Source organism: Arcobacter sp. CECT 8983 (assembly GCF_004118855.1).
Taxonomy (GTDB): Bacteria; Campylobacterota; Campylobacteria; order Campylobacterales; family Arcobacteraceae; genus Halarcobacter.
This window is the reverse complement of record NZ_PDKF01000005.1, coordinates 93,684-119,209: the sequence shown is the minus strand read 5'-3', so window position 1 is coordinate 119,209 and position 25,526 is coordinate 93,684. Positions and strand designations below refer to the sequence as shown.

General features: G+C 26.9%; 21 protein-coding genes and 1 other RNA gene. 10 read left to right on the top strand and 12 right to left on the bottom strand.

What is annotated here, in order from left to right; genetic code table 11:
- The first annotated feature begins 10 nt into the window (after positions 1 to 10).
- Entirely contained in the window at positions 11 to 316 is a 306-nt protein-coding gene (locus tag CRV01_RS07840; RefSeq protein ID WP_129007657.1) for a hypothetical protein, read from the top strand.
- Entirely contained in the window at positions 316 to 3,309 is a 2,994-nt protein-coding gene (mfd, locus tag CRV01_RS07835; RefSeq protein WP_129007656.1) for a transcription-repair coupling factor, read from the top strand. Before CRV01_RS07840 ends, mfd begins: the two co-directional genes overlap by 1 nt.
- 8 nt (positions 3,310 to 3,317) lie before the next feature.
- On the opposite strand, the gene CRV01_RS07830 is transcribed toward mfd, so the two are convergent.
- From CRV01_RS07830 to CRV01_RS07820, 3 genes are all read right to left on the bottom strand, one after another.
- Positions 3,318 to 3,617, bottom strand: a complete 300-nt coding sequence (locus tag CRV01_RS07830) for a hypothetical protein (protein ID WP_129007655.1) — start codon at positions 3,615 to 3,617, stop codon at positions 3,318 to 3,320.
- Positions 3,618 to 3,670: 53 nt separating this feature from the next.
- Positions 3,671 to 6,331 carry a diguanylate cyclase domain-containing protein gene (locus CRV01_RS07825; protein ID WP_258238356.1) on the bottom strand — a complete coding sequence of 887 codons (2,661 nt, stop codon included), beginning with the start codon at positions 6,329 to 6,331 and terminating at the stop codon, positions 3,671 to 3,673.
- A gap of 76 nt (positions 6,332 to 6,407) precedes the next feature.
- Positions 6,408 to 6,824, bottom strand: a complete 417-nt coding sequence (locus tag CRV01_RS07820; protein ID WP_164970032.1) for a winged helix-turn-helix domain-containing protein — start codon at positions 6,822 to 6,824, stop codon at positions 6,408 to 6,410.
- A gap of 204 nt (positions 6,825 to 7,028) precedes the next feature.
- On the opposite strand from CRV01_RS07820, the gene CRV01_RS07815 reads away from it, so the two are divergent.
- The 6 genes from CRV01_RS07815 to CRV01_RS07790 are packed head-to-tail and all read left to right on the top strand — an operon-like array spanning position 7,029 to position 14,082.
- Positions 7,029 to 7,835, top strand: a complete 807-nt coding sequence (locus CRV01_RS07815; RefSeq protein ID WP_129007652.1) for a mannosyl-3-phosphoglycerate phosphatase — start codon at positions 7,029 to 7,031, stop codon at positions 7,833 to 7,835.
- Entirely contained in the window at positions 7,817 to 8,977 is a 1,161-nt protein-coding gene (locus CRV01_RS07810; RefSeq protein ID WP_129007651.1) for a glycerate kinase, read from the top strand. The genes CRV01_RS07815 and CRV01_RS07810 overlap by 19 nt, the downstream gene beginning before the upstream one ends.
- On the top strand, positions 8,977 to 10,188 hold the full coding sequence (locus CRV01_RS07805) for a glycosyl transferase (RefSeq protein WP_129007650.1): 1,212 nt from the start codon (positions 8,977 to 8,979) through the stop codon (positions 10,186 to 10,188). The genes CRV01_RS07810 and CRV01_RS07805 overlap by 1 nt, the downstream gene beginning before the upstream one ends.
- Positions 10,188 to 11,912, top strand: coding sequence for an alpha-amylase family glycosyl hydrolase (locus CRV01_RS07800; protein ID WP_129007649.1), 1,725 nt, complete (start codon positions 10,188 to 10,190; stop codon positions 11,910 to 11,912). Before CRV01_RS07805 ends, CRV01_RS07800 begins: the two co-directional genes overlap by 1 nt.
- A gap of 15 nt (positions 11,913 to 11,927) precedes the next feature.
- Positions 11,928 to 12,761 (top strand): UTP--glucose-1-phosphate uridylyltransferase GalU, encoded by an 834-nt coding sequence (gene galU, locus CRV01_RS07795; protein ID WP_129007648.1) that lies wholly within the window; start codon positions 11,928 to 11,930, stop codon positions 12,759 to 12,761.
- Between the two features lie 49 nt (positions 12,762 to 12,810).
- Complete coding sequence (locus CRV01_RS07790; protein ID WP_129007647.1) at positions 12,811 to 14,082, top strand: glucose-6-phosphate isomerase; 1,272 nt, start codon at positions 12,811 to 12,813, stop codon at positions 14,080 to 14,082.
- Here the strand turns inward: CRV01_RS07790 and CRV01_RS07785 are convergent.
- The 6 genes from CRV01_RS07785 to CRV01_RS07760 form a co-directional block, all read right to left on the bottom strand.
- Positions 14,079 to 14,978 (bottom strand): DMT family transporter, encoded by a 900-nt coding sequence (locus CRV01_RS07785; protein WP_164970031.1) that lies wholly within the window; start codon positions 14,976 to 14,978, stop codon positions 14,079 to 14,081. The two genes, CRV01_RS07790 and CRV01_RS07785, sit on opposite strands and share 4 nt — an antisense overlap.
- Positions 14,971 to 15,867: a uroporphyrinogen-III synthase gene (locus CRV01_RS07780; RefSeq protein WP_258238355.1), complete on the bottom strand. Its 897-nt coding sequence runs from the start codon at positions 15,865 to 15,867 to the stop codon at positions 14,971 to 14,973. Before CRV01_RS07780 ends, CRV01_RS07785 begins: the two co-directional genes overlap by 8 nt.
- Before the next feature lie 135 nt (positions 15,868 to 16,002).
- Entirely contained in the window at positions 16,003 to 16,953 is a 951-nt protein-coding gene (locus tag CRV01_RS07775) for an LPP20 family lipoprotein (RefSeq protein WP_129007645.1), read from the bottom strand.
- Positions 16,954 to 17,877, bottom strand: a complete 924-nt coding sequence (locus tag CRV01_RS07770) for a CsgG/HfaB family protein (protein WP_164970030.1) — start codon at positions 17,875 to 17,877, stop codon at positions 16,954 to 16,956.
- Between the two features lie 74 nt (positions 17,878 to 17,951).
- Positions 17,952 to 18,512 carry an LPP20 family lipoprotein gene (locus CRV01_RS07765; RefSeq protein ID WP_129007643.1) on the bottom strand — a complete coding sequence of 187 codons (561 nt, stop codon included), beginning with the start codon at positions 18,510 to 18,512 and terminating at the stop codon, positions 17,952 to 17,954.
- Between the two features lie 80 nt (positions 18,513 to 18,592).
- Entirely contained in the window at positions 18,593 to 20,905 is a 2,313-nt protein-coding gene (locus tag CRV01_RS07760) for a methyl-accepting chemotaxis protein (protein WP_258238354.1), read from the bottom strand.
- Between the two features lie 544 nt (positions 20,906 to 21,449).
- On the opposite strand from CRV01_RS07760, the gene CRV01_RS07755 reads away from it, so the two are divergent.
- Positions 21,450 to 22,562 (top strand): hypothetical protein, encoded by a 1,113-nt coding sequence (locus tag CRV01_RS07755; protein WP_129007642.1) that lies wholly within the window; start codon positions 21,450 to 21,452, stop codon positions 22,560 to 22,562.
- Positions 22,563 to 22,582: 20 nt separating this feature from the next.
- A complete protein-coding gene (locus tag CRV01_RS07750; protein WP_129007641.1) occupies positions 22,583 to 23,158 on the top strand; it encodes a hypothetical protein in 576 nt (191 codons plus the stop codon).
- Between the two features lie 149 nt (positions 23,159 to 23,307).
- Here CRV01_RS07750 and CRV01_RS13730 read toward each other — a convergent pair whose 3' ends face one another.
- From CRV01_RS13730 to ssrA, 3 genes are all read right to left on the bottom strand, one after another.
- Complete coding sequence (locus tag CRV01_RS13730; protein WP_164970029.1) at positions 23,308 to 23,460, bottom strand: hypothetical protein; 153 nt, start codon at positions 23,458 to 23,460, stop codon at positions 23,308 to 23,310.
- 127 nt (positions 23,461 to 23,587) lie between these two features.
- Positions 23,588 to 24,778, bottom strand: coding sequence for a Fic family protein (locus CRV01_RS07745; RefSeq protein WP_129007640.1), 1,191 nt, complete (start codon positions 24,776 to 24,778; stop codon positions 23,588 to 23,590).
- Between the two features lie 332 nt (positions 24,779 to 25,110).
- Positions 25,111 to 25,510, bottom strand: a transfer-messenger RNA (tmRNA) gene (ssrA, locus tag CRV01_RS07740).
- Between the last annotated feature and the right edge of the window lie 16 nt (positions 25,511 to 25,526).

Here is a 25,526-nt window from a genome sequence, read left to right as displayed (position 1 = left end):
TAGGATAAAAATGGAAGAATTAGATGTTTTAGTATTACTTGATGTATCAGGACTAGAAAATAAAGAAAAATTTGAAAAACATGTAAAAAGAGAAGGTTTTTCTACTGTTGAAGGTGAAGATTTTGTTTATACCGCAAAATCTACAACGACAACATTTTCTACAAAAGCATATATTTTAGAAGTATTTAAAAAAGGGCTTCAAAAAAACAGTTTCACGGATGCAAACTTGATTTTCTTACTTAACGAGACACCTTACCCAGCATATTATTATGATAAACAAACAAATGACTTTGAAGAAGTAAAAGAAGAAAAATAGTGAAAAATATATATGAATATTTAAAGAATTTAAAGGATGAAAAAAGATTAAAAGAGTGTCAACTTTTAATTGTAAATGATGATAAACAAGCTCAAGTAGCAAGTGATATTGTCTCTTTCTTAGGATTTAAGTCTTTTGCTTTGGCTGATTTTAGAGCAAATTATGGGGATGATTTACTATCTTTTTCAACTGAACTTCAAGATATAACAAAAGTTTTAAATGAATATTACTCATATAAAAAACAAGACAAAATATTAATTGCTCCAATTAGAACAGTATCTTTTCCTCTTCCTAAAGATAAGTGTTTTGACTCATTTGAGATAAACTTTGCAGATACTTTAAACTTAGAAGAGTTAAAAACAAAACTTTATAACTGGGGATACTATTTTGTAGATATAGTTACCAGTGAAGCAGAAGTTTCCATTAGAGGAGATATTTTAGATATTTGTCCTTTAGGAAGTGAAACTGGGTATAGAGTATCACTTTTTGATGATGAAGTTGAAAGTATTAGAGAGTTTGATATTGAAGACCAAAAATCATCAAAAGATGAGATTGAAAGTTTTAAAATTACTCCTGCTTTTTTAGCCCTTGATGAAACTTCAATGGAAGAGATAAATGAGCAAATAGAAACAGTACAGAGTGATGCTTTTATTAAAGATATTCACTCTTTAGGTTTTTGGTATTTAGGTGAACTTGGTGAATATTTACCTAAAAAACTAAATTCATATGTTACTCTAGAAGCTTTAGATGAATTAGAAGAGGTTTATGTATTTGAAGATAAAAGAATAAATAAAGATAAATTTTTAACTCTTCCTCAAATATTTAATTCAAAAACTTATCAAGAAATAGCTCCTGCAAATATAAAAGAGTTTTTAACTTTCCATGAAGATAAAAAAGTAACTATTATTTCATCTTCAGAAGCAAAAGTTAAATCTTTTGATTTACAACTTTCAAACTCAAATATAAATTATGTCTTTGAAAACTATATTATTAATTTAATTGGAAGTGATGAAATAATCATTTCATTAAATAAAGAGATTAAAAAAAGAAGAAAAAAGAAAGTAAAACTTGTACTTGATGAGCTTCAAGTAGGGGATTTTGTAGTACATGAAACCCATGGTATTGGACAATATAAAGGCATAGATCCAGTTGTAGTTATGGGAGCAAAAAGAGACTTTGTTGTTGTAACTTATGCAGGAGATGATAAATTACTAATTCCTGTGGAAAATATTGATTTAATTGATAGATATGTTAGTGATGGAAGTTCTTACGCAGTAGTTGATAAGTTAGGTAAAGGAAGTTTTGCAAAACTAAAAGAGAAAGTAAAAGACAAACTATTTGCTATTGCAAATGATATTATCAAAATTGCAGCTGCTAGAGAACTTATAAATGGAATTAAAATAAATACTGATAAGAAAGTATTACAAGATTTTCAAAATAGTGCTGGTTTTGAATACACAAAAGACCAAACTAGAAGTGTAAGAGAAATTTTTGAAGACTTAAGTTCTGGAAGAGTTATGGATAGACTTCTTTCAGGAGACGTTGGTTTTGGTAAAACAGAGGTTGCTATGAATGCAATTTTAACCACAGTTTTAGATGGACACCAGGCTATTTTTGTGTGTCCTACAACACTGCTTGCCTCACAACATTTTCATGGAATGCAAAAAAGGTTTGAACAATTTGGTATAAAAATGGCTAAACTTGATGGAAAATCAACAACAAAAGAGAAAAATCAAGTTAAAAAAAGTCTTGAAGATGGAAGCCTAGACTTAGTAGTTGGAACTCACTCACTACTTAGTGTAAAAACAAATGATTTAGCCCTTGTAATTATTGATGAAGAGCATAAGTTTGGGGTAAAACAAAAAGAGAAATTAAAAGAGCTTAGAGAAGATGTTCATATATTCTCAATGTCTGCAACTCCAATTCCTAGAACACTAAACTTAGCACTTAGTAAACTAAAAGGTATGAGTTCACTTCTTACTCCCCCAAGCGAGAGACTAGGGGTTAGAACTTATGTAAAAGAGTATAGTGATAAACTTATTAAAGAGATTGTTTTAAGGGAAAAGAGACGTGGAGGTCAACTTTTCTATGTGCATAATAATATTGCTTCAATTGAAGCTAAAAAAGCTGATATAGAAGAGATTGTTCCAAATATTAAAATAGAGGTAATTCATTCTAAAATCAAACCAAAAGAAGCAGAAGAGATAATCGAGAAATTTGATAATAAAGAGTTTGATATCTTACTTGCTACATCAATTGTAGAATCAGGACTTCACTTACCAAATGCAAACTCTATTATTATTGATGGAGCAGATAGATTTGGTATTGCTGATTTACATCAACTGCGTGGTAGAGTTGGACGAAGTGATAAAGAAGGTTTCTGTTACTACGTTGTTGAAGATAAAAAACAAATCACTAATGATGCCATTAAAAGATTAGTTGCCTTAGAATCTAACTCTTACTTAGGAAGTGGTACAGCATTAGCACATCAGGATTTAGAAATCAGAGGTGGTGGAAATATTATTGGTGAAGCTCAAAGTGGACATATCAAACAAATCGGTTATGGTTTATATTTAAAAATGCTAGAAGACGCACTTGCTAGTTTAAGTGGAGAAACAAAAGAAGAAGCTAAAACTGTTGATATCAAATTAGCAATTTCTGCATTTATCTCAAGTGATTATATAGTTGAAGATAGAGTAAGACTTGAACTATATAGAAGACTTTCTAAATGTCACAGTAAACAAGAAGTTTATGAAATAGAAGAAGAGATGGAAGATAGATTTGGTAAGCCAGATATTCCAACAAAACAGTTCTTAGAATTAATCATTATAAAAATACTCGCTTTAGGGCAAGGAATTAAAACTATCTCATCTTATGAGATGAATATAACATTTACAAAACTAGATGATATAAAAGAAACAATAAAAAGTTCAAGCAAAGATGATGACGATATCATAGATGCTACATTAAAGTTTTTAAATAAGAAAAAGTAAGGGAAACCTTATCTTTTTCTATTTGGAAGATAGCTAAATAGCATATAAATCACAAACACCATTACAAATACAATTGCAATAGAGTTGAAACTTAACTCAACTTCTGGACCCGCACCTCTTTGGTAGTTTTTAGGCATAAATAAAAACATTGTAGATAGTAACATAAATGAAGAAGTTACGATAGCAATTAGGTGTGCAAAAATCATGTGAAAACGTTGTTTATAGAAATCCTTGATTATTTTCCAAGTTATAAACGAAGCTGTAAATACAATGATTAATACAATGATTTTATCATAGTTCGGTTCCATAAAAGTCCTTAAAATAATTTATGGAATATTGTATGTATATATTACTTAAACCCTTATGATATAACTATTTTATTTCGCCCGGTTTTCTTTGCCGTGTATAGATTTATATCAGCTCTTTTGATTGTATTTTTTATATTTTCATCTTTTTTATAGATTGTTGCTCCAAAACTACAAGTTAATTTTTTTATTGTCTCAAATTCATATTTTTCAATTACACTTTTAATGTGCTCTAGTGAGTTTTTTAGAGTTTCATCGCTAAGATTTTTCATCAGTAAAATAAACTCTTCTCCTCCCCATCTAACTAAAACATCATCTTTTCTAATGGAAGAGTTAATAATTTTTACTAAGGCTATTAAGGTAATGTCTCCAACATCGTGCCCATAGGTATCATTGACTTTTTTAAAAAAGTCAATATCAATAAGGCATAAAGCAAAACTGCTAGATGGATTTTTATTTGCATCATGGATAAACTTATTATTTATAATTTCAAAGTATTCTCTATTATAGGCATTTGTTAGTTTATCATGAATAGTTTTTTGTTGTAACTCTTGATTCATTAAAATAGTTTCTGTGATATCAGTAAAGCTAACTATATATAAAGAAGTTTCAAAACTATTAATAGTTACAGAAAAAGATTTCTTTCTTCCATTATTATCATTTATAGCTACAATTCTACTTGTTTGAGGAAGTTTTTGTAGTTCTTGTACCCACTCATTATGATTTTCTATTTTTGTTAGATTAAAGTAGTTATTATCTTCTAAAAATAGCTCACATATACAGTTGTAGTCTTGTAAAAAATGAGACAAGTTTCTATAATTAAAAAACTGAAAGAAACTTTTATTTGCAAATTGAAGTTTTTTCCCATCTGTAAGTATCACAATATTTTGTTGTAAATCGATAAATTTATATAGCTTGTCATAGGCATTTTTTTGTGAATTTATATCACTAATAATACCTTCAAGATATTTTTTATTATCTTTTTTCATAATTTTAAATCTATCGCTTACCCAAATTAAGTCACCAGATTTCTGTTTTAATCTATATTTTAAAGTAATAGGTTTTGTAGTATTACTTTTAGCAAGGTTTTTTAAAGAATACTCTACATGAGGTAAGTCTTCTTCATCAACTATTTGACTAAATGAGATTTTATTATTAAAAAGTAAATCTTCATTTTCATAGCCTAGGATGCTTTTTAAACTATTGTTTAAGTATGTAATAGTTTGTTGTTTATCAATCTCTCTTTTATAAACAATATCAGGTATATTTGATACTAAAATTTCAAACTCTTTTTTTGAATGTTCTGCTTCAATTTGGAATTTTTTTACTTCTGTTACATCCCTTAATGTACCAATTGAACGAATTGCTTTACCTTCATCATTTATTATGTGATGGGCTTCTTGTTCTATAAACTTTACTTTCCCAGTTGTTGTTGTAATTTTGAATTCAGTTTTATAATCAATTAAGTTCTTTAAAAACTCTTTATAAATGGTATTTATTCTTTTTAAATCATCTTTGTGAATAAATTTCATAAAGTTTTTATAAGAAGGTTTTACTTCATCTTTTCTTATTTCAAGAATTTCAAATAACTCTTTACTCCAAGTAAGTTTTTCTTTTATATTGTCTCTTTCCCAATATCCAATATGCCCCATCTCTTGAAGTTCACTTAAAATTTCATCTTTATGTTTTAATAATATTTTTCTTTTTTCTGATTTAAATAGAAAATAAAAGAATAAAGAGTTTAAAACTATAAAAAATATCATTGATATATTAAGTTTATTTATTGCACCTTGTAAGTTAGCATGTTCTCTTGTTATTATTAAGTAGGCAACTTTTTCTTTTGAAATTGCATTTTTAATAGGCAAGTATGTAGTTATATATCTTTTGTCTTCATATGTTGAAGTGAAATTAAATATTTTGTCACTATTCTTTTTTGCTAAAAATTTTTCTTTATTTGTATTTATATAGTTTGCAGTGATATCTTCTATTATAATATTTTTCTTCTTACTGATATTCTTCTCATGATAGTAATCACTATTTGTTTCGCAAACTCTATAATTAGATTTTTCAGAATTAAATACTTTGTTATCTACAACATCTTTTTTAATAATAAAGTCAATATCTGCTTTTAACTCTTTATTTAAAGATTTAATAATTGCATCCATAGAAACTGAAATTTCAACACTACCTAAATATTTCATTTTGTAGCTAAGAGGATAAACAAATCTATATCCATTGAAGATTCTACCTTCTTCAAAACCTTGAATAGCTTGTTGCTTTTCATTTGTATATTTTACTGTAGCTCTAATATTTGATAAGTTATCTCCAAATTTTTCTGGACGGTGAAATCTTAGAAAACTATCATTGTTTTTTAGATGAAAGTGAAGTTGTTTGATTTTAAAACTATACATATTTTCATACATATAAATAAGTTTTTTGTAAAGTTTTTCTCTTATCTTACTTTTTTGGAAATCATTACTTTCATAAGCATTAAATAATAGCTTTTTAACTTCTTTAGTATCAAGTTTGTTGAAGTATATAATATTTGCATTGGTTTTATAAGAGTCTATAATAGTTTTGTATGTCACATCTAAAATCTCTTTTTCTGATTCTAGTTGCTGTTCAATTTTATTATTTGTCAAATAAACAATAATAGTCACAAAAGTGACAGTTGTCAAAATAAAGGCTATAAAAAGTATCTTCAAATTATTATTCATATTTAATAACATTTCTTTTTATTAATTATAGCGTGAAAATACTTTTTATCTGTTGAAAAAGTATAATAAAAACTTATTAAAAAGTGTTTCCTAAAGAGTAACCTTTATTTGAATGATTTATTATAATTCCATAATATGTTAAGTCTCTAATTCTTTTTACAATATTTCTCATTGTAAAGATAGACATTTTTTTATTTTTCCAAACTTCTTTGTGAATTGTTTCGAAATCTATAATTTCACCTTTATTTTGTAGAAGCAGGTTAAATAGACCATGTTGTAGTTTAGTAAATTGAATTGCTTTACCATTTTTATCAAAAAGACAATTTTTTATTTTGTCATAATAAAAACCTTCTTCAAACATAACCTTACTATTTATTTGTTCATTAATTAATTGTTCAATAGTTTCTTCAAGTGGAAGTTCGACTTCTTGTGATTTTTCAGTTAAAAACTCTTCCATCTCTTTAGATAACTTAATAGTTATATCTTTGCTCATTTTTTTCCTCATAATACAATTAAAATATAATTATTATTGTAACATAAATCAATATTTAAAAGTTTAAAATAGAATAAAATTTTAAAATTTGTCACATAAATCACAAAAATGATAAAGTTCATTTACAAATTATTTTTGTCACTGGATAGTAATTATTCATTTGTACAATAAATATTGAAAAAAAAGATGTTAAAATAAACTATTATGAAAAAAATTATATTTACAGACTTAGATGGTACATTTTTAAATCACCATGACTATTCCTATAAAGAGTCTTTGAACTCATTAAATAGATTAATTAAGTATGATATTCCAGTAATCTTTACAACAAGTAAAACAAGAAGTGAAGTTGAAGAACTACATAAACAATTGGCAATAGATGAACCTTTTATTGTTGAAAATGGAGCTGCTTTATTTATTCCAAAAGGTTATAAAAATTTAAATTTATCTTTTTTAGAAAGTTTCAATGACAAATATTATTATTGTAAGATTGGTGAAGCTTATTCTCTTGTGTCACAATTTTACAAAAAGTACAAAGATGAGTTTAATCTTATAGGTTTTTCTTCTATGTCTATTGAACAAATTCAAGAGTTAACTTTACTTGACTATAAAAAAGCAAGCCTTGCTGCAAAGAGAGATTTTACAGAACCTTTTATTATAAAGGATGAAAAAAAAGTTGAACTTTTAAAAGAAAAGGCAATAGTTCATGGCTTAACTCTTACAAAAGGTGGTAGGTTTTATCATATAATTGGGGCAAAACAGGATAAAGGCAAAGCAGTAAAAAAAGCAATAGAAATTTTTGAGAAAGAGTTTAATTCAAAACTTTTTTCCATTGCTTTAGGAGATGGGGAAAATGATTTGCCCATGCTTGAAGTTGTAGATTTACCAATAGCAATTAAAAATCATAAAGGTTTATTTGTAGAAACAAAAAACAAAAAGATTTTAAAATCTACATATAAGGGCGCAAAAGGTTTTAAGGAGATGATTACAAAATGTCTAGAAAATTACTAAAAGAGCTTTATTTTACAAGTATAAATGAAGTAAAAGCAAAAGCTTTGATAAATAAAAATATCAAATTATTACTGAAGAGTATAAAAATAGTAGATAAAGAGTATAACCTTGATAAATATAAAAATATATATGTATTTGCCGTTGGAAAAGCCTCTTACCTTATGGCAAAAGAGTGTGAAAAAATTTTAAAAGATAAGATTAATGGTGGCTTGAGTATCTCTTTAGATGATAAAAAATTAAAATATATTGAGACCTTTAAATCATCCCATCCAATAGTTTCAAGAAAAAGTTTTAAAGCTGCAAATAAGTTAATAGAAAAATTTGAAACTCTAAATAAAAATGATTTAGTAATTTTTTTACTCTCAGGTGGAGCTTCTGCTATGATTGAAAAGCCAATTGAAGGATTAAATTTTCAAGATTTTGAAAAAGTCTCAACGGCTGTTTTGAAAAGTGGAGTTGATATAAAAGCTTTAAACTCTGTTAGGAAATCTATTTCACAAATAAAAGGTGGAAAACTAGCAAACTATACAGAAGCAAAATGTGTGAATCTTGTCTTAAGTGATGTTGTAGGAAATGATTTATCGACTATTGGTTCAGGACTTATGTATAACGAAAAAGTAGATAATTATATCATTGGAAGCAATAAAATAGCTTTGCAAAAAGCTAAAAAAAGTATTGAAACTAAAGTAAAAAAAGCAAAGATAGTAACTACTGTTTTAAATAAAGACACAAGTAAAGCAGCTCAATTTATAAAAGAAACAATACAAAAGTATGATAAAAAGTTTGACTCTTATGCACTATTTTTTGGTGGAGAAACTACTACGGAAGTAAAAGCAAATGGAGTAGGTGGAAGAAACCAAGAGCTAGCATTAAAGCTTTTATTAAATGGTGCAACAAAAGATAAAACAACTATTTTATGTGCAGGAAGTGATGGTATTGATGGAAATAGCAATTCAACGGGAGCTTTTTTAGATAATAAAATCTATGAAAAAATCCAAAAACAAAAACTTGACGCAAAAGAGTATTTAGAAAATTGTGATAGTAATAGTTTTTTCAAAAAACTAAAATATGATTTTACTATAGGAAAGACTGGAACAAATGTGATGGATTTTATCTTTGTACTAAAAAATGGAGGTGTATAATGGCAGATTTTTTTCAAAATGGGGCAATAACTACTTTACAAAATTTAGGTAATAGAAGTTTAGAAAGTATAGAAAATGAACTTGTAAAGTTTAGTAAAAGAAGAAGAATGGTATTGCTTTTGCCTGCACTTTACTCTGAGTTTCAAACTCCAGCAATGGCAAAGATTATTGAAGAGTTAAAAAGTGTTAAATATCTTTATAAAATTATTTTAGGTTTAGATAAAGCAACAAAAGAACAATTTGAAGAGGTAAAAGAGTTAATGTCAGTTTTACCTTGTAGGGTTGATGTTTTATGGAATGATGGACCGAATATTCAAAACTTATATAAAAAACTCGAAGAAGAAGGTTTTCTTGGGCTTCAAGACCCAGGAAAAGGAAGAAACGTTTGGACTATGATAGGATATGGACTTACAGATAAAGATGCCTACGCTTTTGCTTTACATGATTGTGACATTGTAAATTATAGTAAAGAAATACCTGCTAGACTATTTTATCCTATTGTTCACTCTGCCTTAGACTTTGAGTTTAACAAAGGCTTTTATTCAAGGGTTACAACAAAACTTCATGGACGAGCAACAAGACTTCTTTTTACTCCTTTAGTAAACTCCCTTGTAAAAGTTTTTGGAAGTAATAGATATTTAGAATATATGGCAAGCTTTAGATATTCTTTATCAGGGGAATTCTCATTTATAAGGTCACTTGGTAGAGGTATTGGTATTTCTCCTACTTGGGGATTAGAGGTTTCAACTTTAAGTGAAGTTTACAAAAATACTTCAAATAAAAGAATCTGCCAAACTGAGATTATGGAAACATATGAACATAAACATCAAGATTTAGGAAGTTCCCAAAGTGGTGATGGAATATACAAAATGGCAAATGACATTGCGAAAACTTTATTTAGGGTTTTAGCTCAAGAAGGAGTTGTCTTTTCTGAAGCTTCTTTTAAAACCTTACTTGCTACATATTTCCAAGAGTCAAGGTTTGAAATTTCAAAATACAATGCCCTAAGTAAAATAAATGGTCTTGAATACAATAGAGAAAAAGAGATAAAAGCAGTTGAAGCTTTTCAAGAAGCTATTAAACAAGCCTCTTTAGAGTTTTATGAAGACCCAATGGGAGTACCATCTCTTCCACCGTGGATTACAGTTAGGTCTGTATTACCAGACTTTTCTGATAAATTTTATTTTGCAGTACAAGAAGATAATAAATAATGCATATATCAAATGAAAAACATACTATTAATAAAAGGTTAAATAGACTTTATCCTCCTGAGATTGCCCAAAAAGCAGTAAATAGTATCATAGATTTAATATTTAAATATAAATCAAGAGTACATTCAAAAGAGTACAAATTAAGTCAAAAAGACGTTATTTTGATAACTTATGGAAACCAAGTTACAAGGGAGAGTGAACCTTCTCTTCAAACTCTAAAAGAGTTTATGGATAAACACTTAAAAGGCATAATAAACTCAATACATATTTTGCCCTTTTATCCATACTCTTCAGATGATGGCTTTTCAGTTGTAAACTATAATACAGTTGATCCACATATGGGTTCATGGAGAGAGATTGAACAAATAAGTCATGATTATAGACTTATGGTTGATGGAGTTATAAATCATGTATCACAGTTTTCTGATTGGTTTAAAGCTTATTTAGAAAATGATGAGTATTTTAAAGATTTTTTTATAGAAGTTGATCCAAGTGCTGATTTAAGAAAAGTAGTTAGACCAAGGTCAACTCCTTTGCTTAGTGAGTTTATTGATGTAAATGGAAGAGTAAAAAATATTTGGACTACCTTTAGTAGAGACCAAGTTGATTTAAACTACAGAAGTCATAGGGTTTTAAGAAATGTTCTTGATTCGCTTTTTTATTATATAGAAAAAGGTGCAAGAATAATAAGACTAGATGCCATTGCTTTTATTTGGAAAGAGATTGGAACGACTTGTGTTCATCTTCCCCAAACCCATGAACTAATACAACTAATAAGAGAAGTTATCCATGAAGTTGCTCCTGAAGTTATAATAATAACTGAAACAAATGTACCCCACAATGAAAATGTTTCATACTTTGGAAGTGGAGATGATGAAGCACAAATGGTTTATAACTTTGCCTTGCCACCTTTACTAATACACTCAATTTTAAATCAAAATACCAAAAAACTTACTTCTTGGGCAAAAACTTTGAGTTTACCTAGTGATAAAGTTTGCTTTTTTAACTTTACGGCAAGTCATGATGGAATAGGATTAAGACCTGTAAATGGGATTTTAAATAAAAAAGAAATAGAAAATTTAGTTAAAACTGTAAAAGAACATAAAGGTTTAGTCTCATATAGAACAGATGAAAATGGTGTTGAAAGTCCATATGAATTAAACTGTTCATATATAGATGCCTTAACTCATCCAGATGAAGATAGTAATATAAGATTAAAAAGAATGTTAGTAGCTCAAGCTACAGCTTTGGTTATGCCTGGAGTTCCTGGAATTTATTTTCATTCCCTTGTAGGTTCAAGAAACTACCATGATGGAGTAAAACATAGTGGACAAAATAGAACAATAAATAGAGAGAAACTGAACATTGATTGGCTAGAAACAAAGTTAGCAAAACAAGGAAGTTCTGTAAAAACTATGTTTGATAGTTATAAAAGATTGATTTCAATTAGAATTAGTGAAAAAGCCTTTGACCCTTTTGGTTCATTTAGATTTTTAGATTTAGGTTCTAAACTTTTTGCCCTAGAGCAAACTTGTACAGAGTGTGAACAAAGAGTCTTAGCTATTCATAATTTTTCAAATGAAAGGGTTACTTGCACTATTCCTGAAGATATATCATTGCCTTTATATGATATACTTTCATCAAATTTTACAGTTACAATAAAAGATAATAAAGATATATATCTTGAGCCTTATCAAATAGTATGGCTTAAGGGAAATGTATAAAAGGAGAAAAAAGAAGTGATAAAGAAGTGTTTATTTCCAGCAGCAGGATATGGAACTAGGTTTTTACCAGCAACAAAAGCAATGCCAAAAGAGATGTTACCAATTTTGACTAAACCCTTAATTCAATATGGTGTAGAAGAGGCTATGGATGCTGGATGTGATGTTATGGCTATTATTACTGGACGTGGAAAAAGAGCTATTACAGATCACTTTGATATTTCTTATGAGTTAGAACATCAAATTCAAGGTTCATCAAAAGAGAAGATGCTTGCTGATATCAGACATATTATTGATAAGTGTACTTTTACATACACAAGACAAAATGAGATGAAAGGTTTAGGTGATGCAATCTATAAAGGGAAAGCACTTTTAAGTGAACAAGATCCTTTTGCAGTAATCTTAGCAGATGACCTATGTGTAAATCCAGATGGTGATGGAATATTAGCTCAAATGGTAAAACTATATGAAAAATATAAGTGTTGTATTGTAGCTTGTATGGAAGTTCCTCAAGATGAGGTTCATAAGTATGGAGTTATCGAAGGAAATGAGATAGAAGATGGTGTATTTATGGTTTCAAATATGGTTGAAAAACCAGATAATGATAAAGCTCCTTCAAATCTAGCTGTTATTGGAAGATATGTTTTAACTCCAGATATCTTTGATATTATTAAAAATACAAAGCCTGGGAAAAATGGTGAATTACAAATTACTGATGCACTTTGTACACAAGCTAAAAATGGCATGGTAATGGCATACAAATTCAAAGGAAAAAGATTTGATTGTGGTAGTGTAGATGGTTTTGTTGAGGCTACTAACTATTTTTATGATTTAGAGAAAAAGAAAAAATAGTTTAACTCTCAAAACCTTTATTTACAAAAATATAAATAAAGGTAAAAAGATGGTAAGTTTTGAACAAAATTTTTATCCGAAAATTTCTAAAACAGGCAAGCAGACTTTAAAAAATAGTTTTGAAGCCTTAAAAAAAGAAAAAGAGTCTAAAAAAGTAGGGTACTATGAACTTCCAACAAATGGTTTAAGAACCATAAAAGAAGTCAAAACTTATCAAGAAGAGAATCCTTATTTAAAAAAGGATTCTATTAAAAATATTGTTGTAGTAGGAATTGGTGGCTCTAGTTTAGGTACTAAAGCAGTCTATGAGCTTTTGAAATTTAAAACTAAGAGTAAAATAAAATTACATTTTCTAGAAAATGTTGACCCAATAATTATTGGTGAAACTCTGCGAGAAATTAAAAAAGAAACTAGTCTATTTTTAATTATCTCAAAATCTGGAACTACTATTGAGACAACTTCTATTTTCAAGTATATTATTGAGAAGTACAAGTTTGATTTATCACTAAAAAAAGATGCAAATAGATTTGCTTTTATTACAGATAAAAACTCCTCTTTATCTAAACTTGCAACTAACTATGAAATAAAACAGTTTAATATTCCTAAAAATGTAGGAGGAAGATTTTCTGTACTCTCTGCTGTAGCAATTGTACCTTTAGCTTTATTAGGAATTGATGTAAAAGAACTTTTAGATGGAGCAAAAGGTTTGATTGACTCTTTTTTTGAGTTTAAAGAGAAAAAAATACTTAAAAAAGCCTACTTTTATTCAAAACTTGCAAAAAAATATCCTATTAATGTCTTGTTTTCTTATTCCTCTTTATTTACTTATTTTAATCAATGGTATGTTCAACTTTGGGGTGAATCTTTAGGAAAACATGATATGTTAGGAAAAAGTGTAGGGCTAACACCTGTACATCTTGTAGGATCTGTTGATCAACACTCTTTTTTACAACTTATTTTACAAGGTCCAAAAGATAAAACAGTAACAGTTATAAAAGTAGAGGACTTTAAAAAAAGAGCTAAAATTCCAGATATAAAATTAAAATATTTAGAAGAAACAGACTATGTAAACAAGCACTCTTTTAATGAACTATTAAATGAAGAGTGCAATGCCACTTATGAGACAATTTTAGAAAATAATATTCCAGCTGATATGATAGTCTTAGATAGAATTACAGCCAAAAACATAGGAATACTTATTGCTTACTATGAACTTCTAACTTCAAGTGTTGGTCAAATGCTTATGATAAATGCATACAATCAACCAGGGGTAGAACTTGGAAAACAAAAGTTAGTTAAAAAGTTTAAGCAACAAGCTTAGATTTTCTTCTCTTTATGAAGAATGTATTGTAATAATACCGTTACTAAGCAAGAGATTATAATAAAAAACCAAACCTTGAACCCAAAATTAACATCTTTTAAAATAGAGACTAAAATAGCAACCACAGCAGGATTTATATAAGTATATGACATGATAATTTTAGGATTTAAAACTACAGTTGCTTTTTGATATAAATATAGAGTAAATAGTGTTGTCATAACTATTAAATAAGCTATGTTTATAGCAAATTCTCCTTTTACTAAGTGCCAGTTTAAAGGTATATCAAATACTAACAAAATAATAGCCATCCAAAAAGAACCACCAAGTAAAATAGAAAACACCATAACAATAGGTTTTTCATCTTTTTGAAGAATCTTTAAGAAAATTGAATAAAAAGCCATTAAAAACATACTTGAAAAAAATACAAGGTCACCATTGTTTAAAGAAAAAGAAAGAAGTAAATCTAAACTACCTTTAAAAATAACTCCACAAGTACTTATAGCAGCTAAAAAGAAAATAGCATATTGCCTTAAACTAATTTTGTCTTTAAAGAAAAAAATACTAAGAAGTGCTGTTAATAAAGGCATAAGTGTATATAAAGCACCTGTATTTAAAGCTGTTGTTGTTTCTAAGGCAACAAGTTGTAAAACAAAGAAACCTGCATAAAAGAAGCTTAGTATGGCACCTTTTCCTAAACTTGGTATTATCATAGCTCTATTTTTTTTACTTGTTAAAACAAAAGGAGCTAATATGATAGCAGATACTATGAATCTAAGTAAGATAAGTGAAAATGGGTCAATAAGACCTGCAAGATTTTCCACAGCTATAAAAGAACCACCAATTAAAATTGTGGCTAGTAGAATATAAAGGTGACCTTGAAGAATAGAATTATTCAACTTCAATAGCTTTTTGCACACAAGCTTCTATTGAAGTATCATCTGCAATAAGTGGTTTTATGTCTTTTGGAAAATGTTTTGCAGTAGTTTGTCCAATAGAAATAGCATAAAAACTACTATCCCATTCAAAGTTTTTGAAAAAGTATTCAATAGTTGAAGGAGAAGAAAAAATTATCTTAGAACCTTTTGGGATATTTATTTTTTTATCAATTTTTTTAAAATTATTTTCATAAATTGATTCTTCATCACAGTTAATACCTTTTTCTCTTAAAATATCAACTAAATTTGAAATGGTTTTTTCTCCTCTTAAGTATAAAACTTTTTTATCCTTTAAATCTTGGGCAATCTCTTCGGCAAACTTATCTCCATGTTTTTCTTTTCCAATAAATTCTAATCTACCATTTAGGCTTCTTACAAGTTTTGCACTTTGTGGTGAGATAACATAAGCAGGAATCTTTTTCCATGATTTGTTAAAAGAGTTTATAGACTCAATTGCATTTTTAGAAGTAAAAACTAAGGCATCGTATTTTTCTAAATCTATATCTTTTTTAATAAATTTAATTTCAAATAATGGAATATTTTTAGCCCATTTTACTTTTTTATTGCTAAGTACAAAGATATTTTTTCTACTATTTTTAATATCTTCTGAAATTGAATTGTAGGCTCTTTTTATTCTTGACATAATTGAGTTTTTTCCATTTACAATAATAGCTTTATCAGGTAAAACATCAAATTGAATGTGTTTTTTTGATAAATAGAATGTGATTTTTGTGAATTCTCTTTGGGTGTGTTGGTTGCAGTATTTATGGTCAGGTTTGATAATATTTGTTTTTGGGTCATATTCGTAATATATTAAATTTAATGAATCAATTAACTTTTTAATTTTCATAATCAATTTTACTCCTACACACTAAATGTAATATATGTTTTTTCACTTTAAAATACTCTTAAACAGTTTATATTTAGGTTAGTTTAGCATTTAAGAAGTAGAAAAAATGATAAAAATCTAATAAAAAAGAAATAATTATTTAAAATTGTAATCAAAATTTTGAAAAGATTTATCTACTGAATCTTTAATGCTATTACTTGAAATACCTTTTATAATAGAACTGTAAGATTTTATAGTTCTATTTTTATATATAAAATCTATAGTAATACTATTTTCAGTAATAAAAATTCCTCTTGCATCTTTCGTTTGCAAAAATGAATCAATTTTTATTTTGTAGTTTCCATTCTTTTTAAATATAAAGCCTTCTTTTGTTAGAAAAGATTTTATTTTTGATGAAATTAGTGGGTAAGAGCCTTCATTTACAATATAAAAGCTTGTTTTATTTTTAAATTCTTCTTGTTTTATTTTTGATTCTTTCAATATTTTATAAAAGGATTCCTCTTTATATGAAGAGTCAAGAGTTTTTAAAATTTGAACTTTATTTATATATTTTGTTAAGTTTTTGTTTGTTTTTTTGTAGTTAAGATATTTTGAGTAGGGGTCTTTGTTTTCTAAAGAACTCTTTTTTATGTAGTAGTTACTTATAAGTTGTTTTATCTGTGTTTTTAGTGTTTCAATTAAGTTTGATTTTTTTATTTCTACTTCTACAAAGACATTTTTGTAGTCATTATAAATATTCTTAACCTTATAATCTTGAAAAATTAATTCTTGTGTTGAACTATTAATATTTTCAATATACTCTTTTGAAATATATTCTCTATATTTGAAGATAGATTTTTTTTCAAGTGTAGAGTTACTTTTTATTGATAAAGAGAGTTTAGATGAGATAGATATTAGTGCTGATTTTATAGCTTCATCTAAATTCTCACCTTCTGCTACTGCATAAAGGTACAATGAATTATTTGCAGAAGGTTTAACATACCAAGAAGGAAGTTTATTATTTGTTTTTAACTCTATTTTTTCTTTAGAAGAACAAGCAATAAAAAGAAATGATGCAAATATAATAAATAAAAAGTTTTTTTTCATCTAATTTTGCACTTGCTCTTTAACTATTTTATTGTTTGTGATTTGTTCTTTTATTCTTAAAATAGCTTTGTCTATAGCTTCATTTGGTTCAAGAACTAAATCATCTGCTTGCTCATATAATTGTTTGGCTAAGGAGTATTCTCCTTGAGCTTCTTTTACTACACCTAAATTATAAGCAGCAACAAAACATTTGTCTTTTGTACTTGTAAGTAAGTTACTTAAGAGTTCTTCTGCTTTATCTAATCTTCCATTTTTAATGTATTGCAGGGAATATTCAAGTAATTTTTCTTGTTCATCAGTATAATCTATTTCTGGACTGTCTAGTAATTCAATACTTACATATCTTTTGTTTGGAGAAATCTTTGAGATAAATCTTTGAACAATTGTATCTGATAACTTATCCATAATATATCCTTTTGTAGGAATATTATTAAATCTATCAACGCAGTTTGAGTAAGTTCTATCTTGAGAAATTGAATCAGCATAAATAATATCTCCAAACTGTACATCTGTAAGTTTTATATTTACACTTAAGTTGTAGTTTGTTCTTGTACAAGAAACATAATACGTTCTACTTCTTTTACACTCTTTATCAATACATTTACTTCTTAAGGTTCTGTAATAGTTTCTATTCATACTTGAATCAGCAACTGTTCCTGAAATAATACCTTCTACTCCAATTAATTTACCAACTTTTACAGCAGTTTTTTCATCTACTAATCCAGAATATTGTAATTTTTGTTCATCAATAATTTTATCAATTTCTTCTCTATTCATAACTGTAAAATATTGTGAACCTAAAACATTTTTTTTAGATAATTGAGTTTCAAGTTTACTTGCAAATCCAATTGAATCATTTTTGAATCTAAGTACTGCAATTTTTTTTACATCCGCTGCTCTTTGAATATTTGCAGGTTCAATCATTTTCACATTTACTTTTTGTGCACAACCTATAAAAAAAATACTGATAAAAATAAGTATAAATATATTTTTCATTTTTATTGAATATTATTTAAAGCATCTTCTGAGTTTCTTATTTGAATCTCATTGTCAATTGCTTTTTTAAAACTATTTGCAACATAACTATTTACGCTTTCTTTATCAACTGCTACTAATACAAAAATAGAATTATCTTTTGAACTTTGCCAATAACTTATTTGTTTAGAATCCGAAAGTGTCATATTTGAAGTTTGTTTAGTAACTGTAGTTACAACTTTTTCAACTTCTTCTTGCTCTTTTAGTCCTGCTGATCTCATATATGAATCTGCGTTTGTTTGTAAAGTAGCTTTTATTTTATTTACAAGATTTGTTTTTGCATTTAAAACGGCTTCATTTCTAGTAAAATTATGACCTAGCTTTGAATACGGTGCTGAACCAACTGCTACAAATCTATTTTCTTCTTCATATGAACCACAAACCCAAGCAGGAGCTTTTTCTCCTTGAATAGTACATTCAACTTCTAATTTTTTAGGAGTGTAAGCCTCTTTTTTAGAAGAGCAAGCTGTGAAATTAAGTATTGCTAATATTGCAAGTGAATTTAAAAATATTTTTTTATTCATAATATATCTTTCTTTTTTATTTTTTTTATTTTATCAAAATTTTGTGAAGATATAGTGAAATGACTTTATATAGTTATTATTTAATTTTTAATTTCAAGCTCTTCTTTTAAATCATTTTTATCATGAAACTTTTTTTTAGCAACTGTTGAAACAATCTTTTTTGCAATACTATCTGTTTCAATAGCAATTTCATTTGTTTTATTTGAAATAGCAGCATTTTGTTGGGTTTGTTCATCTAAAGAATTTATTGCATTGTCAATTTGCTCAATACCAAGATTTTGTTCTTTGCTTGCAGTTTCAACACTTGAAATAAGAGACAATGTTCTTTCAATATTTTCATTTAATCCACTATAACCATCTATCATTTTTGAAGCAATTTGTTTTCCTTCATTTGCTTTTTGTGTTGCATTTTCTACTATTATTTTTATTTCATTGGCAGCTGTTGCACTTCTACTTGCAAGATTTCTTACTTCTTGTGCAACCACTGCAAAACCTTTTCCTGCTTCACCTGCTGTTGCTGCTTCTACTGCAGCATTTAATGATAAGATATTTGTTTGAAATGCAATTTGATCAATAATTCCTATTGCATTAGTAATTTCACTAACTTGTTCATTTATCTCACTCATTGCTACTGTAGTTTTACTAGCTAATTTTTCACCTTCTTTTACTGAAGAAGTTAATTCTTTTGCATTTAGTGACATTTGAATAATATTTTCTGTACTATTTGAAATATTACTTCTTATCTCATTTATTGCAGCAGCTGTTTCTTCTAATGCTACAGCTGACTGATTGGCGTTAGTATTTAAAATTGATACATTTTCAATTAATATATTGCTACTTTTGTCTAAAGTAGTTCCATTTTGTTCATTTTCAATTAAAGTTTCTGTAATAGAATCTCTTACAGAGTTTATTCCATTTGCAAGTCTTAATAAATGCTCTTTTATCCCTTTTGTGTCAACTTTGTCTAAATAATTGTAGTTTGTGTATTCATCTAATACATCTAATATATTATCAATATTAAAACTTAAGTTTTTAGCCATATTGTTTAAAAGCTTTGTTAGTTCTTTTAACTCTGGGTTTTGTGTTGTTAAGGTTACTCTTTGATTTAAGTCTCCTCTTTCAAACTCTTTTAGTACTGTAATTGTTTCTTCTATTACTTCTCTATCTTCTTTCATTTTTTGATTAACATTTTTAATGTTTTCATTAACAACTTTGGACATCTTTCCTATTTCATCATTACTTTTTTCATTTAATAGCTGTATTTCCAAATTTTCTCTGTTTAAATATTTAAAAAACTGTAATAATCCATTTTGAAAAGCATTTAATGGAGCAATAATTCCTTTGTTGATAAACACATAAATAATAAAAGAAATAAATAATAATAGTACAAAAGAGATAATTGCAATTTTATTCTTTAATAAAGTAGGGGTTTCTAAAACTTCAGATTCATCTATTTCAGAAATTATAGCCCACTTTATATTTTTTGATATTTTTACTGTTGTATAAGATACGAGCTTTTTATCTATAACCTCAGTTTTTGATAAATCTGAAAAAGCATTTTTAACAGCTTTAGTTTTTTTATTATTAGAATTAGGATTTAAAAAAGATGCTTTTACATTGTGGGTTTTTGGATTAAGAAAACTATCACTTCTCATAAGATAGTCAGCTCCAACTAAATAATCTTCTTGAGAAGTACCATACCCTTGTCTTGATTGCATGATTTTATTTATATCTTCAGTCTTTATTTGAATAACTAAAACTGATAGCATTGTTCCATCTTCGTAACCATCTTCATATATTGGAATTCCTAAAAACATTGTAGGTTTGTTGTCACTTGGAGCATAAGTTTTCATATCAATAAAAGTTATACTTTTATTTTCAATAGTATTCTTCCAAACTAAGGCTAAAGCACTATCTTTTAATTTACCACTTTTAAGGTTTTCACCAAAGTCAGATTTTTTAGTAACGCTATAATATACATGACCTTTTTTTGCATCAATTAAATATATATCTTCATAATTATATCCTTTGATGTAGTTTTTGAAAAATCTTTCAGATGAAGAAATTGTATCAATAAACATAGAATCATCAATAGGGAATTTGTCATCTTTTTTGATATTAATTTGATAATAAAGACTTTTTAACTCATATGCTAATTGATCGACATTTTTACTTTTTGATAAAACTTTTATATCATTAGAAGCTCTTTTAAAAAATTTCTGAATCTGCTGAAGCTTATTATCTCTTGAAAAAGTCAAGCTATCATGACTTTTTTGCATTAAAGCATCTTTTGCTTCATTTACAGAAATAAAACCAAGTATTGTTGACATTATTAACAAACCAACAACAGAAATCATTATGATTTTTGTTTTTATATTAATATTATTGAACATTACTTACCCTTTGTAGACATTTTTGATTATGATAGCTAAGAAGTCTGGCTTAAAACTTGCAGAATTTAAAATTGTTTTTAAGAAATTTGGGTGGGTTAGAAAGAATATCTTATTAGATAATATTTGAATAAATGTATACATTATAAAAATTAAATGATAGTGTAATATGAAGACTAAAGTAAAGTCTTTAATTTTAGATTTTATATTGGTGGGATCTGGGGAATTGAAGAATACTATAAAATAGTAATTATTATATAATACCCATTAAAAAATTTTGATAAAAAAGATAAGGTACTTTCTCCAGACTCCTAAGTAATGCTTCTAAACCCTATTATTTAAGGGATTATTGAAATTTATAAAGTATCAATTAATCTACCAAAAAATAAAACTAACTACTATTTTTTAATGAAAAATAGCCTTGTTGTCTTATTTATTTCTATATAATAATACATTAAAATGCAATATTATCTTATTAAGTATTATATAGTTATCATTATAATCATTATTTTTAAATAGTGAAAAGAAAGAATGAGAAGTATTGATTATGTCTGATGGAGAATCAATTATTTACTATACCGGGGAAAGTATGTTTAATGATCGTATCAATGAGGTTTATAACAATCAAACAGTATTAAATTTTTATTTTGAACTGGAACAAAAGATCAGAACTAATATAACAAATGCACCTATTCTTACAGAATCAAGAATGATGATATTACAAGATTTACTTAGAAGCTTTCAATATTTTTTATTTGCTGCACATAGATTTGGAATAAGTGTTATAAGTACATATGAATATAGTGATTATACATTTGGCAATAAAAGACCTCATCATGAATATCGAAATTTAAATGGTGGAAATGTTGAATATAGATTTGCTCCATCAGAAATATATTTTGATTTTCAATCTTTAATTTTAGAAAGTTCTGCAATATTGGATAAACTAACTGTAGGACTTATTGAGTATAATGATAAGTATATAATGGAAAGAACAAACTCAACTGATAGAAAGTATGTAACAAATAGATTTAAAGCTTTATATAATGGTAGTAATAATGAAAAAGTGGATCAAGAATGTGGAAAGGTCCTAAAAAGGGTTTTACCTATTTATGAAGAAAAAGGATATTTTAGTAATTTTGAAAAAAGATTAAGGGATAGTTCATCTTTAGAATCGGTTAAGATCTTAGAAGCTTTTGAAGAATGTAAACATTTTTTTGATGGAGTATTGATTAATCTAGCTAGTGGTAAAACAAACTTGCGAAATGAATTTGCACACAATAGAAATATATTATCATTAAATAGTGATTTGTTTTGTGTTTATATTACAACTCAAGGTAAGTTATATTTAGATCATATTATTGATGATTTACCAATCATTCAAACTGCACAAAAACTTATAAATTCGACTTCTTATTTATTTATAAAGACAATGGCTATTTTATTTCAACATATTGAATTTAAAAGTTTTTTCAAACTTACTAGAACTATTGAATTAAATGATTTTAAAACAGTTTGGCAAAATCATTATGTCGATTATAGACCTTATCTAAATAATGGAGATACTAGAATATCACTTCATACAACAGAAAGGACAAAAGAACATTTTATTGAAAACTTTCAAGAGTTTAATGATGAGATTTTAAAACATTCTATATAAATAATAAAAGGTGATAAGTAATGGTAAAACTTGAAAATATAACTACAATAAATAAACTTACTGCTGCAATAAATCAATTAAACACATCAATATATATGTTTTTTGAAAGAAAAGATGATATATCAATTCATACTATTGTTGGTGCTACTAATGAAATATTAAGAACGTTAGTAAAAGTGCAAGAAAAGGATATTTCAAACACTATGCTAGAAAATAATCATACAAAAAGAATGAGTAAAAAAGAAGTATTTACTTTTATTAATGCGTTTAAAAACTTTTTTAAACATGCTGATAAAGATCATGATAAAACAATAAACTTTGATCCTATTATGAATCATTATCATATTATAGATTCAGTTATTCTATTAAGTAGATTAGGTCATAAACATACTCCTGAAACATTAACTTTTTTAATGTGGTTTGATTCTAAATATCCAGAATTGTTTAAATGGAATATAGATTTTTTGAATAATAAGCCTCAATACTTAATTTTAGACAGTAATGAGTTTGAACTTTTTAAGCATTTTATTGAATTATCATATAAAGATAAAGATCGAGATTATATAGATTATACATATAATGTTAATTGTAAATAAAGTAAGGACATATATATCCTTACCTATGTTGTTATTAAACTTGTTCCATCATATAATTAACAGATATATGTCCTAAGTCTTTAACTACTTTTCCTAATGCAGTTTGTAATGTAATATACTCTTCTCTTTAATAAATATGCTGTCCAGCTTCATCTCCAAATTAACCAGTTAAAAGAGCTATAGAACCTTTTATATTTGAATGTTTTATTAAATGTTTCTTTTTGTACTGTTGATTTTCTTGTACATCCAGTAATCATTAAACATACTGCAATTGCAACTAAAATTAAATTTTTTATTGCCATTTATTTCCTTTTGTATTATAAATTTATAAAATAATTACTTACTATATAGTGAAACTAAAAGGAATCATTTTTTGAATAATAATGAATATTCAATTATGAGGTATATTTTAAGAATGGGTCTATTTATTTAATTTTCAAATAAATCAGGTACAAGATAGTTAGATAATTTACTATTTAATTTAAATCTTAATTTTCCTCTAGGACTATCTGTTTGTAAGTAATCTTCTTCTAGTAACTCTTTTACAATAGCTATAGCCTTAGGAGCACTTACACCTAAGATTTCTTGTGCATCACCTCTAGTTACTTCTCCATGAACCAATAAATATTCTAATAGTTTATTTGAATTTTTTGGTAGAGGCTTGACATTATGAATTAGTTTTTTTTGTGAAAGCTCAACATAAGCTTTTATCTTTGTTGCCATAGAATCTAATTTTAAATATTCACTCATAAATAATACTTGATCTAATGCAATATCTAACATAAATTCTAAAAAGTTTTCAAGTCCTTTTAATGTTAATGGTCCTCTTCCATCATTATATCCACTAAACTTTTCATCTGCTAAAGACAGAAACTTCCTATACTCTTTTTGATTTCTAGCAAGTCCTCTTGATATATTCCATAATCCATAACCTTGGATATCAGAGTGATACAATAAGTAATCTAAATAAAGTCTAGATACTCTTCCATTTCCATCATAAAATGGATGTATATATGTTAATCTATGATGAGAACATAAAGCATAGATTAGTTTCATTGTGTGTGTAGAGTTCCTAGATTGATTATATAACATCTCAAATTCATTGAAGCAAGCTATTAATTCATCACTTTGAGGTGGGATATGTTCTCCAACTCGTACATAACCTTCTCTTAGTTTCCCAGGTATCATTTCTACTTCTAACTCACCATTTTTAATATTTAGTGCATATTTCATTTCTTCTTTACTATAAAATTCTTTATGAATCTCTAGTATTTTTTCTAATGAATATGCTTTAGATGAGATATCTAGTGTTGTTTCTAAATATTTTTGTACTTCAATATGTACCAATGACAATTGTTGCATACTTTTCTTTTTATCATCTTGTGAAAATTCATTTTTCATTGCACGTTCAATATCAATAGGATGAGTACCTTCTGATTCAATTTTATTTGAGTAATAAGAGTTTATAGTCCGTAAATTTTCTTTTATTGCATTAATTATATGTATATTTAAATTTCCTGTTAACTTAGCACTTTCAATTATAATACGCTCTGCTTTATTAAGTATCTCTTGCTTTAAAGGATAATGTTCAGTTTGTGGTATAGTTGGAGTTGTATACATTCGTAACCTTTTTATATAAAAAAGTATAGATTATCTATACTTTTTTTAAATTATTTTTTAAATCTTTTATTAGATTAAATATACCATAAAATAGATACTTATAACACTATTTCATTAAATTATATTATAAATTTTTTAAATTCTTTTTTAAATAAAGGAAATTGATACTTATTTTATCATTTATACGGTATCCATTTTTGAACTTTAGCAATTACCGTAATAAATCTTAGAAATTATTAAAAACTATAAGAATGAGATAGAATAATTTAGAATGTTAAAGTTCGATTATATCGAACCTTTTAGAATAAAATAGAAAGTATAATTATTAATATTGGTGGAGATGTGGAGAATCGAACTCCAGTCTTAAAACAGCTACTACCAGCGTCTACATGCTTAGAAGGGTTGAAAAATTTCACTTCACAATAGCTCAACCCGCAAAAACAATTGCGAAGCTAAGATTTAAAAGTGTCTCAAATTAGCCAAATCAACTCTAAGATGATAATCTATCTTGGGTGAACCCACTAAAATCTACTTAGATAGAATCAGTAGTGTGAGCCTCCGAGGTCTCAAGCCCTAAGGCGAGTCCTATAAGTTGTTAAACTTACGCAGCTTTTGCGTAAGCTGGAGCGTAATCAGTATTGTTTGCGTCTAAAAAAAATGAACCGCGTAACGGCATGTTCAGGCCGACATGCAACTGATCCTCACTGCTCTAATCGATACCAAGTCATCCCCATTAAATAAAGTGGAA

Coding starts and splice junctions, on each gene's coding strand:
- CRV01_RS07840 (WP_129007657.1), top strand. CDS start 11: ATGGAAGAATTAGATGTTTTAGTATTACTTGATGTATCAGGACTAGAA.
- CRV01_RS07830 (WP_129007655.1), bottom strand. CDS start 3,617: ATGGAACCGAACTATGATAAAATCATTGTATTAATCATTGTATTTACA.
- CRV01_RS07825 (WP_258238356.1), bottom strand. CDS start 6,331: ATGAATAATAATTTGAAGATACTTTTTATAGCCTTTATTTTGACAACT.
- CRV01_RS07820 (WP_164970032.1), bottom strand. CDS start 6,824: ATGAGCAAAGATATAACTATTAAGTTATCTAAAGAGATGGAAGAGTTT.
- CRV01_RS07815 (WP_129007652.1), top strand. CDS start 7,029: ATGAAAAAAATTATATTTACAGACTTAGATGGTACATTTTTAAATCAC.
- CRV01_RS07810 (WP_129007651.1), top strand. CDS start 7,817: ATGTCTAGAAAATTACTAAAAGAGCTTTATTTTACAAGTATAAATGAA.
- CRV01_RS07805 (WP_129007650.1), top strand. CDS start 8,977: ATGGCAGATTTTTTTCAAAATGGGGCAATAACTACTTTACAAAATTTA.
- CRV01_RS07800 (WP_129007649.1), top strand. CDS start 10,188: ATGCATATATCAAATGAAAAACATACTATTAATAAAAGGTTAAATAGA.
- CRV01_RS07790 (WP_129007647.1), top strand. CDS start 12,811: ATGGTAAGTTTTGAACAAAATTTTTATCCGAAAATTTCTAAAACAGGC.
- CRV01_RS07780 (WP_258238355.1), bottom strand. CDS start 15,867: ATGAAAATTAAAAAGTTAATTGATTCATTAAATTTAATATATTACGAA.
- CRV01_RS07775 (WP_129007645.1), bottom strand. CDS start 16,953: ATGAAAAAAAACTTTTTATTTATTATATTTGCATCATTTCTTTTTATT.
- CRV01_RS07770 (WP_164970030.1), bottom strand. CDS start 17,877: ATGATTGAACCTGCAAATATTCAAAGAGCAGCGGATGTAAAAAAAATT.
- CRV01_RS07765 (WP_129007643.1), bottom strand. CDS start 18,512: ATGAATAAAAAAATATTTTTAAATTCACTTGCAATATTAGCAATACTT.
- CRV01_RS07760 (WP_258238354.1), bottom strand. CDS start 20,905: ATGTTCAATAATATTAATATAAAAACAAAAATCATAATGATTTCTGTT.
- CRV01_RS07755 (WP_129007642.1), top strand. CDS start 21,450: ATGTCTGATGGAGAATCAATTATTTACTATACCGGGGAAAGTATGTTT.
- CRV01_RS07750 (WP_129007641.1), top strand. CDS start 22,583: ATGGTAAAACTTGAAAATATAACTACAATAAATAAACTTACTGCTGCA.
- CRV01_RS13730 (WP_164970029.1), bottom strand. CDS start 23,460: ATGGCAATAAAAAATTTAATTTTAGTTGCAATTGCAGTATGTTTAATG.
- CRV01_RS07745 (WP_129007640.1), bottom strand. CDS start 24,778: ATGTATACAACTCCAACTATACCACAAACTGAACATTATCCTTTAAAG.